16 protein-coding genes are annotated in these 16,922 nt (G+C 47.2%); 12 read left to right on the plus strand and 4 right to left on the minus strand.

The window, feature by feature from the left end; translation table 11 throughout:
* Positions 1–2 precede the first annotated feature (2 nt).
* Together licC and licTE are read left to right on the plus strand one after the other, a co-directional pair.
* Positions 3–3,851, plus strand: a complete 3,849-nt coding sequence (gene licC, locus MKY62_RS02030; RefSeq protein WP_339613902.1) for a lichenysin non-ribosomal peptide synthetase LicC — start codon at positions 3–5, stop codon at positions 3,849–3,851.
* Positions 3,852–3,854: 3 nt separating this feature from the next.
* The gene (gene licTE / locus MKY62_RS02035) at positions 3,855–4,595 is read left to right on the plus strand and encodes a lichenysin biosynthesis thioesterase LicTE (RefSeq protein WP_003178838.1); all 741 of its coding nucleotides are present in this window, start codon (positions 3,855–3,857) and stop codon (positions 4,593–4,595) included.
* 46 nt (positions 4,596–4,641) lie between these two features.
* Here licTE and MKY62_RS02040 read toward each other — a convergent pair whose 3' ends face one another.
* Positions 4,642–5,553, minus strand: coding sequence for a DMT family transporter (locus MKY62_RS02040; protein WP_003178840.1), 912 nt, complete (start codon positions 5,551–5,553; stop codon positions 4,642–4,644).
* A 135-nt stretch (positions 5,554–5,688) separates the two neighbouring features.
* On the opposite strand from MKY62_RS02040, the gene MKY62_RS02045 reads away from it, so the two are divergent.
* Positions 5,689–7,038, plus strand: coding sequence for a PLP-dependent aminotransferase family protein (locus tag MKY62_RS02045; RefSeq protein ID WP_003178841.1), 1,350 nt, complete (start codon positions 5,689–5,691; stop codon positions 7,036–7,038).
* 11 nt (positions 7,039–7,049) lie between these two features.
* On the opposite strand, the gene MKY62_RS02050 is transcribed toward MKY62_RS02045, so the two are convergent.
* Complete coding sequence (locus tag MKY62_RS02050) at positions 7,050–7,730, minus strand: 4'-phosphopantetheinyl transferase superfamily protein (protein ID WP_003178843.1); 681 nt, start codon at positions 7,728–7,730, stop codon at positions 7,050–7,052.
* 99 nt (positions 7,731–7,829) lie between these two features.
* On the opposite strand from MKY62_RS02050, the gene MKY62_RS02055 reads away from it, so the two are divergent.
* The 3 genes from MKY62_RS02055 to MKY62_RS02065 all read left to right on the plus strand — a co-directional run bounded on the left by MKY62_RS02055 (position 7,830) and on the right by MKY62_RS02065 (position 9,602).
* Positions 7,830–8,615 carry an alpha/beta hydrolase-fold protein gene (locus tag MKY62_RS02055; protein WP_009330220.1) on the plus strand — a complete coding sequence of 262 codons (786 nt, stop codon included), beginning with the start codon at positions 7,830–7,832 and terminating at the stop codon, positions 8,613–8,615.
* 410 nt (positions 8,616–9,025) lie between these two features.
* A complete protein-coding gene (locus MKY62_RS02060; RefSeq protein WP_254001790.1) occupies positions 9,026–9,244 on the plus strand; it encodes a GyrI-like domain-containing protein in 219 nt (72 codons plus the stop codon).
* Positions 9,195–9,602 carry a GyrI-like domain-containing protein gene (locus tag MKY62_RS02065; RefSeq protein ID WP_074788389.1) on the plus strand — a complete coding sequence of 136 codons (408 nt, stop codon included), beginning with the start codon at positions 9,195–9,197 and terminating at the stop codon, positions 9,600–9,602. Before MKY62_RS02060 ends, MKY62_RS02065 begins: the two co-directional genes overlap by 50 nt.
* Here MKY62_RS02065 and MKY62_RS02070 read toward each other — a convergent pair.
* Entirely contained in the window at positions 9,528–10,190 is a 663-nt protein-coding gene (locus MKY62_RS02070; RefSeq protein WP_003178846.1) for a YitT family protein, read from the minus strand. The two genes, MKY62_RS02065 and MKY62_RS02070, sit on opposite strands and share 75 nt — an antisense overlap.
* A 255-nt stretch (positions 10,191–10,445) precedes the next feature.
* Here MKY62_RS02070 and MKY62_RS02075 point away from each other — a divergent pair, with 255 nt between their 5' ends.
* The 4 genes from MKY62_RS02075 to MKY62_RS02090 are packed head-to-tail and all read left to right on the plus strand — an operon-like array spanning position 10,446 to position 13,004.
* Complete coding sequence (locus MKY62_RS02075) at positions 10,446–10,976, plus strand: hypothetical protein (protein ID WP_003178848.1); 531 nt, start codon at positions 10,446–10,448, stop codon at positions 10,974–10,976.
* A 26-nt stretch (positions 10,977–11,002) separates the two neighbouring features.
* Positions 11,003–11,932 carry an ABC transporter ATP-binding protein gene (locus tag MKY62_RS02080; RefSeq protein ID WP_003178850.1) on the plus strand — a complete coding sequence of 310 codons (930 nt, stop codon included), beginning with the start codon at positions 11,003–11,005 and terminating at the stop codon, positions 11,930–11,932.
* Positions 11,913–12,812 carry an ABC transporter permease subunit gene (locus tag MKY62_RS02085; RefSeq protein ID WP_003178852.1) on the plus strand — a complete coding sequence of 300 codons (900 nt, stop codon included), beginning with the start codon at positions 11,913–11,915 and terminating at the stop codon, positions 12,810–12,812. The genes MKY62_RS02080 and MKY62_RS02085 overlap by 20 nt, the downstream gene beginning before the upstream one ends.
* Positions 12,813–12,824: 12 nt before the next feature.
* Positions 12,825–13,004: a hypothetical protein gene (locus tag MKY62_RS02090; protein ID WP_009330211.1), complete on the plus strand. Its 180-nt coding sequence runs from the start codon at positions 12,825–12,827 to the stop codon at positions 13,002–13,004.
* A gap of 40 nt (positions 13,005–13,044) precedes the next feature.
* Here the strand turns inward: MKY62_RS02090 and MKY62_RS02095 are convergent, their stop codons facing one another.
* Positions 13,045–13,227, minus strand: coding sequence for a hypothetical protein (locus tag MKY62_RS02095; protein WP_003178857.1), 183 nt, complete (start codon positions 13,225–13,227; stop codon positions 13,045–13,047).
* Positions 13,228–13,505: 278 nt separating this feature from the next.
* Between MKY62_RS02095 and MKY62_RS02100 the strand changes: the two genes are divergently transcribed.
* Both MKY62_RS02100 and MKY62_RS02105 read left to right on the plus strand, forming a co-directional pair.
* The gene (locus MKY62_RS02100) at positions 13,506–15,167 is read left to right on the plus strand and encodes a pyridoxal-dependent decarboxylase (protein WP_003178859.1); all 1,662 of its coding nucleotides are present in this window, start codon (positions 13,506–13,508) and stop codon (positions 15,165–15,167) included.
* A 14-nt stretch (positions 15,168–15,181) separates the two neighbouring features.
* Positions 15,182–16,906, plus strand: coding sequence for a methyl-accepting chemotaxis protein (locus tag MKY62_RS02105; RefSeq protein WP_003178861.1), 1,725 nt, complete (start codon positions 15,182–15,184; stop codon positions 16,904–16,906).
* Positions 16,907–16,922 lie beyond the last annotated feature (16 nt).

The following is a 16,922-nucleotide window of genomic DNA, read 5'->3' on the forward strand; positions in this document are numbered from 1 at the left end:
TCTTGAGCCAGTTTAAAAAAGAACATGTCCAAGACATATACTATTTGTCACCGATGCAGGAAGGGATGCTGTTTCATACGCTGCTGCATCCGGGGCAAGGCTTTTATATTGAACAAATCAGCATGCAGGTGAAAGGCTCTTTTCAAAAGGATGTATTGGAAAAAAGCATGAATGTCATCATCGGCAGGTATGATATATTCCGAACCGTTTTCGTTCATGAAAAAATGAAACGTCCGGTTCAAGTCGTTTTAAAGGAAAGGTCATTTCAGGCAGAAGAAATTGATCTATCAGGACTTTCTGAAGCAGAACAAAATGAGAGAATTGAAGATTATAAACGAAAAGATAAAGAAAAAGGATTTAACCTCTCAAAAGACATTCCGATGAGAACGGCGGTTTTTAAGAAGGGGCAGGATCGTTACGAATGGGTGTGGAGCTATCATCATATTCTGCTTGACGGATGGTGCTTCGGCATTGTCGTACAGGAGCTGTTCGAAGTATACAACGCGCTCCGTGAAAACAGGCCATACAGCCTCGGGCCTGTCAGACCTTACAAAGAATATATTAAATGGCTCGAAAGCCAGGACAAACAAAAATCGCTGGTCTACTGGGAACATCATTTAGCCGGATTCGAAGGGCAGACGACATTCAGCGAACAGCGGAAAAACCCGGAGCAAGCCGGCAATCAGCCGGAAGAACTGCTGTTTACACTTCCAAAAGAAGATACAGAAGCGTTCACACAGCTAGCAAAAGCGCATCATACCACGTTGAGCACGGCGCTTCAGGCGGTGTGGTCGGTGCTGCTCAGCCGCTATCAGCGATCCCGCGATCTGATCTTCGGTACAGTTGTTTCAGGCCGCCCCGCTGACATTCAAGGTGTCGAGCACATGGTCGGTTTGTTTATCAATGTCGTCCCGAAACGGGCGACCTTTGGCCCGCAAACGACCTTTACGGAGCTGGTCGCTGATTTGCAGAAGCAGGCGCTCGAAGCTGAACCGCATCAATATGTGCCGCTCTATGAAATTCAAAGTCATATAGCAGCGCCGAACTTAATCGACCATATTATCGTTTTTGAAAATTACCCGCTGCAAGAAGCCAATAAACAGCAGAAAGAAAAAAATCTCGGCTTCACAATGGACGAGATCAGCGTTTTTGAAAAATCGAATTATGATCTGAATTTGCTTGCTTCACCGGGTGAAGAAATGATGCTGAAACTTGCATACAACCGGAATATATTCGAACCATCTTTCATCTTGCGGTTAAAAGAACAGCTTTTGACAGCCATTCGCGAGGTCATCAGAGATCCGGAGCAGCCGCTTGACGACATTTGTGTCGTTTCCAAAAAGGAAAAAGAGCGACTTCTCCATGAATTTAACGGTCAAGTCCAACGGAAGCAAATCGGCCTGACGATTCCCCAATGGTTTGAGCAATACGCTGAAGCGCTCCCGGAAAAGCCCGCGGTATCAGCGGCCGGGCGGACGCTGACATATCGGGAATTGAACGAAAAGGCGAACAAGGTCGCGCACCTTTTGCGCAAAAAGAACGTCGGCCGCGGCGAGCCCGTCGCCCTTTTGTTCCGCCGTTCGCCGGAAATGGTCATCGCGATACTCGCCGTCTTAAAAGCAGGGGGCGCCTATCTGCCGATTGACCCGGAATATCCTGAAGCACGGATTCAGTATATGCTGGAAGACAGCGGGGCTGTTTGCATGCTGACACAGGAAGAGCTTGCCGGCCGGGCGGCGTCGCTTTCTTTTCATAAGCATACGATCCTGATCGACGATCCTGCTGTGTCTGCAGAAAGCGGGAGAAACCTCGAAATCGCCGCCGAGCCGGACGACCTTGCTTATATTATGTATACGTCTGGCACAACGGGAAAACCGAAAGGCAATCTGACGACACATGCCAATATTACAAGGGTTGTAAAAGAGCCAAACTACATCAGCCTTTCCGAGAAAGACACCTTGCTGTCCCTTTCAAACTATGCGTTTGACGGCTTCACATTTGATCTGTACGGCGCGCTGTTAAACGGAGCAAAGCTGGTGGTGGCCGATCAGGCGACGATTCTCCATATCGGCAAGCTGACAGAAGCGATTCAGAAGGAAAACATCACAGTCATGTTTGTGACAACGGCGCTGTTCAACTTGCTGGTTGATGCGGGAACAGGGTGGATGAAAGGGATTCGCAAAGTCCTGTTCGGCGGAGAGCGCTCATCTGTCAGCCATGTCAAGAAAGCATTTGCTGCCATGGGACCGGACAGGATCATCCATGTATACGGGCCGACGGAAACGACCGTCTTCGCGACGTTCTATCCGGTCAACCGTATGGAAGACAGCGCGGTTTCCATTCCGATCGGCAAGCCGATAAACGAAACGAATGCATACATCCTGACGGAAAATAACCGGCTTCAGCCGATTGGAGCGGTGGGTGAATTGTGTCTGAGCGGTACAGGAGTATCGCGCGGCTATTTGAACAGGCCGGAACTGACTGCGGAAAAATTCGCGCCGCATCCGTTTAACAGCGGTGAAACGATGTACAGGACGGGAGATCTGGCCCGCTGGCTGCCGGACGGCAATATCGACTTCATCGGGCGGATCGATGATCAAGTGAAAATCCGCGGACACCGGATTGAGCTCGGTGAAATCGAAGAGCAGCTGATGCGCTGCCAAGGCGTAAAGGAAGCCGTTGTAACCGCCAGGAAAAGCGGGAACGGGGATGCGGCGCTCACCGCTTATGTCGTCCCGGTGCAGGGAACTGAGGTTGCAAACGAGGAGGTTCGCCGCCAATTGGCGCGGAGGCTACCGGCTTACATGGTGCCGGCTGCGTATATCATGCTTGAAGAGCTGCCGCTTACCGCTAACGGAAAAGTCAACCGACGCCTTCTCCCTGAAGCCGATGGCCGGCCGAATTCAACAGAGCGCCGTGCACCCCGCAATGCTACGGAAGAAAAGCTTGCAGTGATTTGGTCTGAGGTTCTCGGCAGACAGCAGATCGGAATAGACGAGAACTTTTTTGAAATCGGGGGACATTCATTGAAAGCCATGGCCGTCGCCTCCCGGATGCTGAAAGATCTCGCAATCGATGTTCCGGTGAATGTGTTGTTTGAAATGCCCACAATCGAGGGCCTCGCGGCTTATATCGACCAAGGCGGCCATGTGGATGAAGTGAAAAAAACCGTCTTCAATCAGGCAAGCACCCGCCATTTGTTCGCTTTCCCGCCTGTCCTCGGATACGGCATCATGTACGGCAAGCTGGCCGAACAAATGCCGGAATACAGGATTCACGCGTTCGACTTTATAGAAAGCGATGACCGCGCTGTGCGCTATGCAGAAGCCATCTCCGACCTTCAGCCTGAAGGGCCGCTGACATTGATCGGCTATTCAGCCGGCTGCGGACTTGCCTTTGAAGTGGCGCAAGCGCTCGAAAAGAACGGACGGAAGGTCGAAAAGCTGCTGATGATCGACTCATATATGAAGAACGATGTCAGCGATTTAGAAGGGCGGTCAATTGAAGCCGATACGGCCGCCTTGATGGAAGCCAACAAGGACAATGAATATATGAAAATCAAGACGGTTGCCGATGGCATCGCTAAAAAGATGACAGCCTATTATTCTTACTTTGTCAATCTTGTCCATCAAGGAACGGTCAGCTCGGAGATTCATTTGATCAAATCAGAGCACGCAAAACCGCTCCCGGCATGGCTTTCGTTGTGGAAAGAAGGAACGGAGTCTTCATATGATGAATATCAAGGCGCTGGAAGACATGATGAAATGCTTGCGGACGGCTTTGTTAAAAGCAACGCAGATCTCATCAGACAGATTTTGGGCGAACGTGCCGCTGTAATCGGAGGTGCATGATGCATGAACGAGATCATTAAGCAGTTTGGAGCGCCGGCAAGCGGTATGCAGTTGATCTGTTTCCCGTTTGCCGGGGGATATTCGGCATCATTCAGACCGCTTCACGAACATTTAAAAACAGATTTTGATATGCTGGCGATCGAACCGCCTGGACACGGCACAAATCGAATGGCGCTTGTCGACAATTTGGAAAAGCTCGCCGATTTGTATATAGCGGCGCTTAAGCCGCGGCTTTCCTCTCAATTCGTGCTGTTCGGCCACAGTATGGGCGGCATGGTTGTTTACAGGCTGGCGCAAAAGCTTGAACAAGAAGGGATCTTTCCGGCAGCCGCTGTGATATCAGCGATACAGCCGCCCCATATTCAGCGGCAAAAGGTGTCTCACCAAAAGGATGACGCATTTCTCGACCATCTCATTCAGCTTGGCGGAATACCCAAAGAACTGGCAGAGCACAGGGAAATGATGAACTTTTTCCTGCCTTCGTTCAGAGCGGACTACAGAGCGCTTGAGACGTTCTGCCATACCGATCATACGCCGCTTAGATCGCCTGTGCATATTCTGAACGGAGACCGCGATGAGAAATGCATGAGGGATGCGCTTGGCTGGAAAAAGTGGGCGAATACGATCGATTTCCACTATTTCAAAGGCGGACATATGTATCTTTTATCAGAAACGGAACAAGTAGCCGCCAAGTTGAAAACGATTGCCGCGGCCAGCCGCAGTACGGCTGTTCCGACAATGTAAAGAAAGCGGAAAATCGGTGTGCTGCAGCTGCCGATTTTCCGTTTTTTCAGCTTTTTTTCAGCCGATTTTCCCGCCGAACCATCGTCGCCCCAATAATTCCGGCAATGATCATCCCCGTTCCGGCGAAGTGAAACCATTCGAGTGATTCTCCCAGCCATATAATCCCCGCCAAAATCGTCACCAGTGTCGCCAAGTGATTAAACATGCTGATTTTCGCAGCTTCTATTTTTGACAGTGCATAATTTGATAAAAATGATGTCGCAAACGATGACAACACGCCTAAATACAATACCGAAAGAACAAACACCGGATCAGTGAAGGGGGCAAAAAATCCGCTCAGCGTGCCGTCTGACATATGGCTGATTCCGGCGATGCCGTTGAAAAAAAGAAATCCCGCTCCCGTTGTGACATATGTTAATTCAAGCGAGCTGAAGGTTCGCGTCATCTTTCTGGCGAGCACGCTGTAGCCCGCCGATGAAAGCGCCGAAAGCAAAATCAGCGCCGCCCCTCTTAAATCGGAACTTCCGGTGCCTGCACTTTTCATCATAAAGATGCAGGCCACCCCCGCCGCTGACAAGACGGTAAAAAAGAATTGCCGTTTCGTAAACCGCTCATTTAAAAAATAAGCGGCGAATATCATGGTGAAAATCGGGATCGCCGCTTGAATGATTCCGGCTTCAGACGAAGACGTGTAGACGAGCCCGAAAACTTGAAAAGCAAAAAACATGACAGGGTAAAATAATGCTAAAGGCAGCACTTTCAGTGCGTCTTTTATGCTGATGGCGATCTTCACCCATCCGAGCAGAAGGGGAATAAGCGCAGCCAAAAAAGCGACCGTAAAGCGATGGGCCAGAATGTCGACCGGACTCGCTGCAGTGAGAGCCAATTTGACAAAGAAAAAGGAAAATCCAATGATAAAAGCATAGAGCAAAGCTGCCGCATAAGCAGATTTGTTCAAAGTCGATCATCTCCGTTAAAGTATGCATGCAATACAGATATTTTACCGGCTTCTGTCATCTTATACGGAAGCGAAATCTGATACAATACAAAAAAACGGAATCTGTACCGTTACAGATTGGCGAAGGAGACGAACATGCACAAATATGTCGCACTGATGAACGAATTGGAGGATATGATCGAAGACAAATCCTTTCAGGAAGGGGACAGGCTGCCTTCCATCCGCGCGCTGGCCATACGTTTCAAGGTAAGCAAAAGCACGGTCATCAGGGCGTTGAACGAGCTGGAAAGACGGCACCTCATCTATTCAGTGCCGAAAAGCGGCTATTACGTCGTGAAAAAAACGAATCAGCGGCCCAACTCCGGAAAGGCTGTAATCGATTTCGCAGCATCCGCTCCTGATCCGGATGTTTTTCCATACATCGATTTTCAGCATTGCATCAATAAAGCCATCGATACATACAAAAACGATCTGTTTATTTATGGGACGCCGAAAGGTCTGCCGTCGTTAATCCAAGCCGTTCAGAAAGAGCTCGCAAACAGCCAGGTGTTTGCAAAAGAGGAACACATATTTATTACATCAGGCGTCCAGCAGGCCCTCGCCTTGCTCGCTTCAATGCCTTTTCCAAACCGGAAGCGGAAAGTTCTGATCGAACAGCCGAGCTATCATTTATTGATTAAATACCTTGAAGTTCACGGCATCCCCGCGGTCGGCATCGAGAGAACCGCCGAAGGCATCGATATGGACGAGCTGGAGCGCATCTTTCAAACCGAAGATATCAAATTTTTTTATACGATGCCGAGATTCCACAATCCGCTCGGGACATCCTACACGGAACGGGAAAAAACGGCCATCGTCAAGCTGGCGGAGAAATATGACGTCTATATTGCCGAGGATGATTTTTTAGGAGATTTGGAGAATGATAAAAAGGCGGATCCGTTACATTACTATGACATTTCTTCCCACGTTATTTATTTGAAAAGTTTCTCAAAGATTATTTTTCCGGGTCTGCGGGTCGGAGCCGCCGTGCTGCCCGATTCTCTGACAATTGTGTTCAACCGGTACAAACAGCTGCTCGACATTGACAGTTCCATGCTGTCTCAGGCCGCTTTGGAGATCTATTTGAAGAGCGGGATGTTTGAAAAGCATAAGCAAAAGATCCGTTCTTCCTATCAAAAAAGATCATGCCTTCTGCATGATCTGCTAAAAGAATGTTCCGCGTCTCTAGGGGATGTGTTTGAATTTCATCCTCCCGCACAGCCGGCTATCCACACCCATATTGAATTGGACCGGACGATCCCGGCATCCCGTCTGATTAAAAGCCTACAAAAACGGGACGTCCTGCTCGAACCGGTCAACGCTCATTATATGCCGGCTTTTCCAAAAAGAAATCTATTGAAAATCAATACGTCCAATGTGAAGGAAGAGGACATCCGCAGCGGCATCGAGCGGTTGCGGCAAGCGGTGGAAACCGCTTATTTTTAGGGCGGGACTTTTTAAAGCATTGACAGTTCAGCGCAGCTTTTCATCACAATCCGGCCGGGAAATTCAGGTGCGGCGGAACACACCGCCATTTTATAGCCGGGGTCAATTTCATAGGCTTGTATATAGCAAGGCGGATAGCCGGGGGGAGTTTCCACCGAAGCTCGCCCCTGTTCGTTCAGTTTGACGGAGAAGGAATCAAGCGGCAGAGACAGGCCTTTTCCCGCCTGTTTAATAAAGCTTTCTTTCATCGTCCACAAATGATAGAAATACGACAGGCGTTCTGATTCGTCCTTTTCCATGAGATCATCGTGCTCGGAAGGTGAAAAAAACCGTTTGGCAATGTCGAAATTGATCGGCTTGATCTTTTCGACATCCACTCCGATCGGCTGCGCGCCGGCTCCGCACACGATCCATTTTCCGGAGTGGGAAATGTTGAAATGAAAGTCGTTCAGACCTTCAGCAGCCGGTTTGCCGTACCTTCCTTCTGTAAAACGGATCTGCTCATTCGGCAAATGAAACGTTTCGCTGATGATGTGCCTCGCCAGCACTTCTCCGATCAGCGTCCGGCTGGCATCTTCGGGATATCTGTATCTGCCCACTTTTTTTCGCTTTTCTTCAGACACCATGGCCATCATTCGGTTAAATTGACCGGCTTCCGGCAGCTGATCCATATAAACGGCGTAAATCTTCATCAAACGCAACCTCTTCACATGATATTTTTCTGCTTTCATTTTAGCAAACAGACAGCAGGAAAGATAGGCATGATACTTGTGCAGAATGGAGTAATGAACATGATAGACGGAACATTGATAAAAGATACATGCTTCGGGAGGGAGCTTTTGATCTATCTTCCTCCTTCATACGGGAGCGGTGAAAACCGCTATCCCGTTCTATACGTCCATGACCTGGGAGATTTATTCGATCCGGCATACAGCAACAGTCTGCGCTCAATCGAAAAGCTGTTTTCGAGTCAGGAAGTGCCGGAATTGCTGCTGGTCGGAGTGGCTCCAAAAGACAGGGAAAGCGAATACACGCCTTTTCCCAAGCGGCATTTGCTGCCGAATAAACGGGAGTACGGCGGGAAGGGCAACGAATATGCCGCTTTTTTGGCCAATCGGCTCAAGCCTCATATCGACCGGCACTACCGAACAAATCCGAGCCGTGAACAAACAGGAATCATCGGAAAGTCGTTCGGAGGGTTGATCTCGGTTTACACAGCTTTTCTAGCATCGGAGACCTTTGGAAAAATCGGATCTTTGTCAGGTTCTTTCTGGTTTGAAGGAATAACCGAGTTTATGAAGAATAACCGCTTTGAGAATAAGCATCTGCGCATTTATATGGATGTCGGAAGCACGGAAGGGACAGACAGGGATAATCTGCAGAAAGAGATGATACCGAGGACAAAGGAAGCCTTCAGCCTGTTAACAGAAAGCGCCGCCTCCGAAAAAGAACTGAAATTTGTCATTGATGAAGGTGGCTCACATCGGCTTGAGCGGTTTGCGAAGCGTTTTCCGGAAGCCGTTAAATGGCTGTTTGGCTCCTGTCACAACAGCGCACGGAATGGCAGGAGTTTCTGATTGGCATGAAGTATCGTTGTAAACGAGAGGCGCGGAAGCAATGGACATTCTGAATCGTTTGGCTGAAAAACATCGATTATATTGAAAAGCACTGGATCAGCCGCTGAAACACGAAGACATCGCCAAAATCGCATATTGTTCGAAATTTCATTATCAGCGGATGATCTACATGCTGACGGGTGTCACCTTTGCCGATTACATTCGGAAAAGAAGGCTGACAGCCGCCGCGCAGGAGCTGACTGCAAGTGGTTGATGCTGCTTTTAAATACGGCTACAGCACACCGGAATCATTATCGGGAGGCCTTCAGCCGCCTTCACGGCATCAGCCCTTCACAGGCCCGAGAAAAAGGCGGACGCTCAGGGCATTTCCACGTCTATCCTTTCATATTCAAATAAAGGGAGTGGAGGATATGGATTACAAGATTGTTGAAAAAGAACCGTTTCAGGTGATCGGCAAAGCGTTGGAGGTTACGGTCAAGGATGGTCAAAACAAAAAGGATATTCCGGCTTTTTGGAACGAATTAAATCACAACGGCTTTACCGATTCTTTAAAACCGCACATCGGCCCGCTTGGCTTCCTTGGCGTCTGCATGGATTTTAACGATCAACCCGATACGTTCAATTTTTGAAAAAAATACCGCTTACACGCCTGCCGGCTGTGTCGAAAAAACGATTCCCGCCGCAACTTGGGCCGTCTTTGAGGCCATCGGCCCCGTCAATCCGGCTGGTCAAGCCACATGGGAAAGGATCTTCTCAGAATGTTTTCCGGCGACTGGCTATGAACTGGCGAACGAGCCGCAATTTGAAGCCTATCCTGAGGACGGGGATATTATGGCGCAAGATCATATCACCGAAATTTGGATACCGGTGGTAAGCAGAAATAATCCTGAACTAGAAAAACGGATGAAACGCTCATCCGTTTTTTTTCAGCGACATATGTACAGGCTTGGCAGCTCTGATGCGCCTTCCTGCCATTGCTGCTTTTAAAAGCTGTTTGGACTGCGGCAAAGAAAACCGCAAAATCAGGCCGGTTAAAATGGCGGTTAAAACAGTACCGATGCCGATCGGCCCGCCGAGCAGCCAGCCGATCAATAAAATCGTCAGCTCCATTCCGTTTCGGACCCACTGAACGTTCCAGCCCGTTTTCTCGGAAATCAAAAGCATCAGGGAGTCACGCGGACCCGCACCGAGATCGGCCGATACATAAATGCCGACTCCGTAACCGATAAAAATAACGCCGATCACGAATACGACAGTGCTTGAAATATACGTTTCCGGGTCTGGAAGAATATAAGTAAAGAAATCTATAAAAATACCGATTAACAGCATATTGAGCACGGCGCCGATTTTCGGCCATGCTTTTGTAAATAAGGACGTTAAACCTACGATGACCGCCCCGACAATAATCGCCCATTGGCCGACCGTAAGGCCCAAAAGCATATACAGCCCGTAGTGAAACGCATCCCAAGGACCGATGCCGAGCACTTTCCCTTCAATCGTAAGAGAAACCCCGAAAGACAAAACAATCAATCCGACAAAATAAAAAAGCCAGCGCAAAACAAGTTCCCGCTTCAATGGATTCCCCTCTTTTCAAAAAAACAATCAATTGTCATTGTATCATATTCTTCAGTGGGGTGATATCCAAAAAATGTTTTATTTTGTGTAATACTTGTACCAAACTTTATTAAAATAACAATTGACTAAAAGATATTTCCATTTTATAAAATTAATGTATAATATTTACTAGTAGGTGATCTTTATAGGGATAGTTGCTTAAAAGGTATATAGACTTTAATGGATTTGGGATCATTCTAAAAAAGGAGAGTAAACATGAAGAAACTTTATATTAGTGCTGTCCTGGGTTTATTGTTTGTTTTTGTTGGTGGAACAAAAATACATGCTCAAGAACCACAGAACAATAACGGGGTTTTGGATGAGAATAAATTCATTGATGAAACAGTGTATTCATATACGCAGCCAATTAGCATACAGGATGGTGAAGTAACAACACAAGCGAAAAAATATATCAAAACCGTGTCAGTTAATAGGAGCTATAAAAGTCTTTTAAACATTGTAGTTGCCAGACATTACTCTGATACTACTTTCACTTACGGAAGCGGTAAGTTATATAAGAGTCCCAGAGCTTTAAGTAATGATTGGTGGACACTTCCTCCGAATTTTAAATCAGGAAGCTCTAAAAGCTGGGACTGGTACAATACAGGGAAAGGTGCAACAGGACGTTCTAATTTACAAGTAAGATACACTTGGGGAGTTCCAACACCATGGGGGCCAGTTGGATCTAATTATAGCTCAAGAATAAAGGTTTCATTTAAATCAAATGGCAGTTGGTATACAAATTAAAGCTATATATGAAAGGTGACATACCGATGGGTACAATAGGGATAAACTTTAAAAACATTCAACATCAATATCGTACCAAGGATGTGCTAAGGGGGGTGAGTTTCCATGCCGATCCCTCCTCCATCACGTTCTTGGCAGGCGAGAATGGAGCCGGAAAGACAACTTTGATAAAGGTTGCTCTCGGCTTAATCAGTCCGAAGGCAGGAAATGCGCTGTTCGACGGGCAAAGCGTCGGGGAAATCCGGGAGAAGATCAGCTGCGTGTTTGATGAGCCTCCTGTTTATCCTAATGAAAGTGGTCTTGACAATCTAAAGTTTTTATCAGGTATACACAGCCTTGATCGAAAGTGGAGTCAGGAGGTTTGTGCCATGCTCAAATTGGATGAGGGACTTTTAAAACAAAAAGCAAAAGCGCTATCACTGGGTCAAAGACACCGTTTAGCTGTAGCGGCCGCGTTATTGCGCAAACCTAAATATTTGTTTCTTGATGAGCCGTCAATCGGCCTCGACCCACCGTCATGGCAGCTGGTCCAAATCGCTTTAAAACAGATGACTGCCAGGGGATGTGCAATTTTGATTACGGGGCAAAATTATGACGCGATTGAAAATCTCGCTGACAATATAGCGATTTTGCAAAGTGGAAAAATTATCTTCTCCGGTCCTATTGTAAAACTTGTTCAAGCATTTCCCGTATATGTTCGAATTGTAACTGATGACCATCGGGAAATAGCTGTGCAGTTTCCAGAAGCTGAACCTGATTCTTCCGGAATATACCGCATCGTTTGCGAATCAGGTGAACAGGCCCGCGCCGTGATTGATCAGGTGAGGAGAAGCACCCTGAATTTTCAAGAGCTATCGACTGAAAAAGCGTCAATGGGGAAAATGGTGACAGATATTTACAAGGATGGATTTCAGTCGGAAAAGAGAGGGTTAACGTATGAATCCGTTCAAAATTGAAACGAATCAATTGAAGAATAGCATGCTTGTGAGGGTTTGTATCGCGTTATTATTTTGTTGCTTTATCTGGGGGCTTCTCACTTTATATCAAAGCGCTGAAGGCGAGGAACGCAGACAGGAAAAGATTCACCAATCCGTCATTGATGAAGTGAAAAAGAATGGGGCGGAGGAAGAGCTTGAAAACGGCGGATTGGAGATTGAAAAAAATGATGATATAGCGCGTAGTATGTACATAGGACTTCATCCAAGTGTTACTCCTAATCTGTTTTTATTAATCCTCGCGAACATTGGGCCAATTGTTTTTATTATAATCGGATCTCACCTTGTCGGAAGCGAATACCATCAGGGGACTGTGAAAATGAAAGCCGCTCACATCGGATGGAGAAAAGCGGTTTCTGGAAAACTATGCGCACTGTTAAGTCTGGTTATTGTTATGGTTATTGCAGCTTTATTGCTTGGACTGGCAGGCGGTTGGCTGGCTTGGACGTTCGCCACGGCACATTCAGACTTAGCCGCTTCTCTTGAAGTGAATGCAGCTGTCTCCTATCCGGTATTAATTTTGTTTTTAATGATCGGATTGACATTTTACAGTGTTCTAGGAATGACTGTCACGCTGTTGACGAAAAGCCGGCTGGCGGGTGTGCTGATCAGCTTGGCGATCCCGTATGCTGAGCAAATGATGAGTCTGCCTTTTTTGCCATTGACTGCTTATCAATCCCTCATGGTTCACCATTTTATTTATGTCGACGGAAGCATCATAGGCCAGCCCTATTTGACAGAGCCGATGGGCGAACCGGGCGCTTGGGCTGTTCTTGTATGCTGGCTCTTTGTTGTCATTGCGGTTCAGCAGTTTGCAGCGAAAAAACAGCAGATTTTATGAAAAAAGGGGGGAATGGCGTTGATTTTTTTAGTTAGGCTGATCTGTCTTGCCTTTTTAGCCTGTCTGGCGCTGTTGTTTTATGCACCTTTTCTGGCGATGCCCGTTTGGATCGCTTTGATCATTGCCTTAATCGTCTGTCTGTATCTTGCCTTTATAGAGGAAATGAAGGAATGGAGAAGACGAAAGCACTAATCCTTTCTTCAGCGTTTTTTCTTGTATAAAAGAACGTTTGCTAAAACGAAATAGATGACGGCCGTCCCGGACACAAACAAAAAAATTCTTTCCACTCTAATGCCGTCATGTATGCGAAGCGGAGGAGTTCGAGATGTTCATCCAAGTAATAAGCCTGGGTATATGCGCCGACTGTCATGCCGATAAAGGCGAATAGACCGACCACATTGAGCACCATTCTCATACTGAATGTCTTTTTCTCTTTTTCTCTTTTTCGTGGTTCATTTTAAAGAAATCCTTTCCAATATGAATTTATCATTCTATTGTACGAATACAACGCTTGGATGATTCAAAAACTTCTTAATCTATTGTTAAGAAGTTTTTTTATTTTGGAGAAAATGTAAAAGATAAAACAATTTCATGAACTTTTTGAGCGAAGGCCTAAAAATATAGGAATATTATACCGATATGGTAAGTGAAATCTTTTTCTGAAATATAAAAGACAAGGCAGGAGAGAAAATCATGCAGCAACGCAATACACCGGATGTACAGAGATGGTTTCCGAGCGAGGACGGAAATGAAGCAAAACGAAACGAGTTCCTATCATTGATCGAGCAGCTGATCGAGGGAGTGGACAACCTGAAAAATCCGGATCAGGTCAACCTTGGCGGCGAGAAGAACCGAGAGGGCTTCTTTTATGAAAAGCTGGTTGCAGAGAGTCGGATTCCGCATGAAGGTGCGCCGATGAAAGAGGTTAACGAAGAGCTGTTGAAGCTGTTGCACGGCCATCCGTATCACACCAAATACTTTTTCACGAACATTCTGCCGATGGCCAGCATCCCGGGGATATTAGGCATGCTTACGGCGTTTATGGTCAATGGCAATAACCTGTGGGATGTGTACGGTCCAGCCGGAGCGGAGGCGGAAGTGAAGGTTACAGCGATGATGTCAAAGCTTGCTGGGTATGATGCCGAAACAAGCGGAGGATATACAACGTGGGGAGGACAAGGGGCGGTATACAGCGGCCTCAGAATCGCGATTGCCAAAATGGCTCCGTCATCCCTAAAAGAAGGGGTTCCCGGCAATTTCTATGCGTTTTGTTCTGAAGCGGCTCATTACAGCTTGTATAAGTCGATGGAAGCCGCAGGACTCGGCAGCGATCATTTAATTAAAGTCAAAACAAATCTCGACCATTCCATGGATACGGAAGATTTGCGAGAGAAGCTTAGACAAGTATGCGAAGCCGGGGGCATTCCCGTCTATATCGTAGCCACGACGGGAACGACAGATGCGATCGGCATCGATGATGTGAGCGCTGTCCGCCGTGCGGCTGAAGAAACCGCGAAGAGCTTCGGGCTGCCGGTTCCGCATATCCACGCCGATTCCGCCCTGGGAGGATTTTTTGCCTTTTTTAATGAGTACGATCTGAATGAGAACGCTTTATCCTTCAGTCCCGGTGTCCTCAGCATGATCAAACCGATTCAGGAAAAAATGAGGCATCTGCATGCTGCCGATTCGCTTTGCTTTGATTTTCAGAAGCTCGGGCAGACGCCTTATGTGACGAGCCTGTTTCTTGTGAAGGATCGCAATGACTTAAAACGGATCGATCTGGATCCCGATGAGACGCCGTATGTCGGCCACCGCGGCTATGGGGACTACCATACGGGCTACACGCTGGAATGTTCGCGCATGGCCAGTTCGATCAGTATGTACAGCGCATTGATGGCATTTGGCTATGAAGGCTATCAAAAGCTGCTTGCCCAGTTCCTTGAAGTCAACCTGCATTTTAGGGAACAGCTGTCTCGGCAGATTCCGGAGGCCGATATTGTGAACCCGGACAACTGCGGCATGTCTACGCTGTTTCGCATTTATCCTGAAGGGGCGCCTAGATTTGAAGACGAAATTTCGGGAGCATGCACCATTGAAGAGCTGGAAAGAAACAATGCGCTTACTGAAAAATTATTTGAAAAGCTCGGAACAAAAAGGGACAAGATGTTTTTTGGCGATACGAAAAAACACTTGCTTGTGAAGTCCTGTGAAGGGGTTGAATTACCGCTTTGCGTCAGCAAGTTTTTCGTCATTTCTCCGTATACCATGCCTGAACATGTCCCGGGAATTATCGATTATTTAAAAGAAACTATTGAGGAAGTCTTCCGGGAGCATGGGTCTCTCATGACAAATTAAAGGGGATATAGACGATGAAAACGTTGAAGAAAAAGCTAACAGAACACATTTCAGTCAAAATTATGATTGGCGTCGCCTTAGTGCTTTTAATCACGATCGCATCATTTTCAGCCGTGTTTACTTTTATCAGCAAAGACTTGTCAGAGCAGCTGAAACAGCAGTTCCAAAACCGCCTTTATACCGATATTCATCTTGCTGAAAATCAAATCAAACGTCTGGACGGGAATCCGCTTGAGATCGATTCCGCAGACGGTCCGCTTTACAAGCAGACAAAAATGGCTGTGGACAGCCTGAAAAAGAAAAACAAACTTGAGAATATTTATATCCTTTCCAATGAAGGCGGGAAGGAGCGGATTCTCGTGCTGTCGGATACGCCCGATGATTTCGGCACGGATTACAGCTTTTCTCCTGAAATGAAAGAAGCCTTGACGACAAACAAAGAGACGGTAAGCGACGTGTATGAGGACGAATACGGCATCCACCAGTCGATTTTTCTGCCGCTTGAGAACGGCTCAGGAGAAAAGGTGGGAATTTTGGGGATCGACCTTGATGCTTCCGTGATTCCGGAGACAGCGGCAAAAGCGAAATGGTATACAATTGCGATCTCAGCATTTGTCTTGCTGCTCGGAATGGTCATGGCCTATTTTCTCGGTTCTTACATCGCGAAGCCGATCAGGCAGCTGATGAAGGCTTCAGAAAAAATTGCCGACGGCGATCTATCGGCCGACATTTCTGTCAAGAGCCGGGACGAAGCAGGAAAGCTTGCCGAATCGTTCAAGCGGATGAGCGAAAATTTACAACAATTGATTGGACATATTTCAGCTTCCTCTGAAGAGGTATCCAAGACGAGCCTGCAGCTGAAAAATGTATCGGCTGAATCGAGCGAAAGCGCAGCTCAAGTGGCTGAATCGATGAACAGCATGAGCGAGGGAATCAACGAGGTTGTCTCTTCAGTTTCGGATTGTCATACATCGGCTGCCGAAATCGATCAGCAGCTTACACATGTCACAGAAAAAGTGAACGAGATGAAGAACGTTGCCGAGGGCGTCAGCAAGGATTCCAAGACGGGGCAGGAGCTTGTCGAAGAAACATTGCGGCAGACCCAGACGATTAAAAACGTGATGGAAGAGTCCAAACAAGCGGCATCAGAGATGCAAAACCATACAGAAGAAATTGAAAAAGTCATCGGAATGATTTCCTCTATTGCTGAACAGACGAATTTGCTGGCGCTCAATGCTTCCATTGAAGCCGCCCGGGTCGGTGAGGAAGGCCAGGGCTTTGCGGTTGTTGCCGGAGAAGTCAGAAAGCTTTCTGAACGTTCGGCAGATGCCGCTTTATCCGTTTCCCAGCTTGTGGCGGGCACGCAGGAGAGCAGCCGGCTTGTCATGGAACGCATTCAGGAAGGAAACGAAGCGGTTGACAAAGGGCAGATTTTAATCAATGGCACATACGAGAATTTTTCAGGAATTTTTAAAGGAATTTCTCAATTCGCCGAACGCACAGATCAATTGCTTCAGTCCTTGTTAAAAGTCGAAAAATCGTATCAAACCATTTCGTCTGCGATGGAGCAGATTTCCGCCGTTACCGAAGAGCAGGCGGCAGGCTCTGAAGAAGTCGCTGCGGCAGCGGAGCAGCAAAGCGCCGGCATGCAGGAAATCGCATCGGCCATTCAGCAGCTCTCCGCTTTGTCGGAAGAATTGAATCAGGCGGCATCCAAGTTTAAACTGGCCGCTGAATAAAAAGAACAGCCTGATC

Source organism: Bacillus sp. FSL R7-0646 (assembly GCF_037969865.1).
In the GTDB taxonomy this organism is placed as follows: domain Bacteria; phylum Bacillota; class Bacilli; order Bacillales; family Bacillaceae; genus Bacillus; species Bacillus licheniformis.

What these genes read in the sequence shown, in the direction of transcription:
- MKY62_RS02105 (WP_003178861.1), top strand. Translation starts at nt 15,182, where the DNA reads ATGAAAACGTTGAAGAAAAAGCTAACAGAACACATTTCAGTCAAAATT.
- MKY62_RS02095 (WP_003178857.1), bottom strand. Translation starts at nt 13,227, where the DNA reads ATGAGAATGGTGCTCAATGTGGTCGGTCTATTCGCCTTTATCGGCATG.
- licTE (WP_003178838.1), top strand. Translation starts at nt 3,855, where the DNA reads ATGAACGAGATCATTAAGCAGTTTGGAGCGCCGGCAAGCGGTATGCAG.
- MKY62_RS02090 (WP_009330211.1), top strand. Translation starts at nt 12,825, where the DNA reads ATGGCGTTGATTTTTTTAGTTAGGCTGATCTGTCTTGCCTTTTTAGCC.
- MKY62_RS02050 (WP_003178843.1), bottom strand. Translation starts at nt 7,730, where the DNA reads ATGAAGATTTACGCCGTTTATATGGATCAGCTGCCGGAAGCCGGTCAA.
- MKY62_RS02085 (WP_003178852.1), top strand. Translation starts at nt 11,913, where the DNA reads ATGAATCCGTTCAAAATTGAAACGAATCAATTGAAGAATAGCATGCTT.
- MKY62_RS02055 (WP_009330220.1), top strand. Translation starts at nt 7,830, where the DNA reads ATGATAGACGGAACATTGATAAAAGATACATGCTTCGGGAGGGAGCTT.
- MKY62_RS02060 (WP_254001790.1), top strand. Translation starts at nt 9,026, where the DNA reads ATGGATTACAAGATTGTTGAAAAAGAACCGTTTCAGGTGATCGGCAAA.
- MKY62_RS02045 (WP_003178841.1), top strand. Translation starts at nt 5,689, where the DNA reads ATGCACAAATATGTCGCACTGATGAACGAATTGGAGGATATGATCGAA.
- MKY62_RS02080 (WP_003178850.1), top strand. Translation starts at nt 11,003, where the DNA reads ATGGGTACAATAGGGATAAACTTTAAAAACATTCAACATCAATATCGT.
- MKY62_RS02100 (WP_003178859.1), top strand. Translation starts at nt 13,506, where the DNA reads ATGCAGCAACGCAATACACCGGATGTACAGAGATGGTTTCCGAGCGAG.
- MKY62_RS02075 (WP_003178848.1), top strand. Translation starts at nt 10,446, where the DNA reads ATGAAGAAACTTTATATTAGTGCTGTCCTGGGTTTATTGTTTGTTTTT.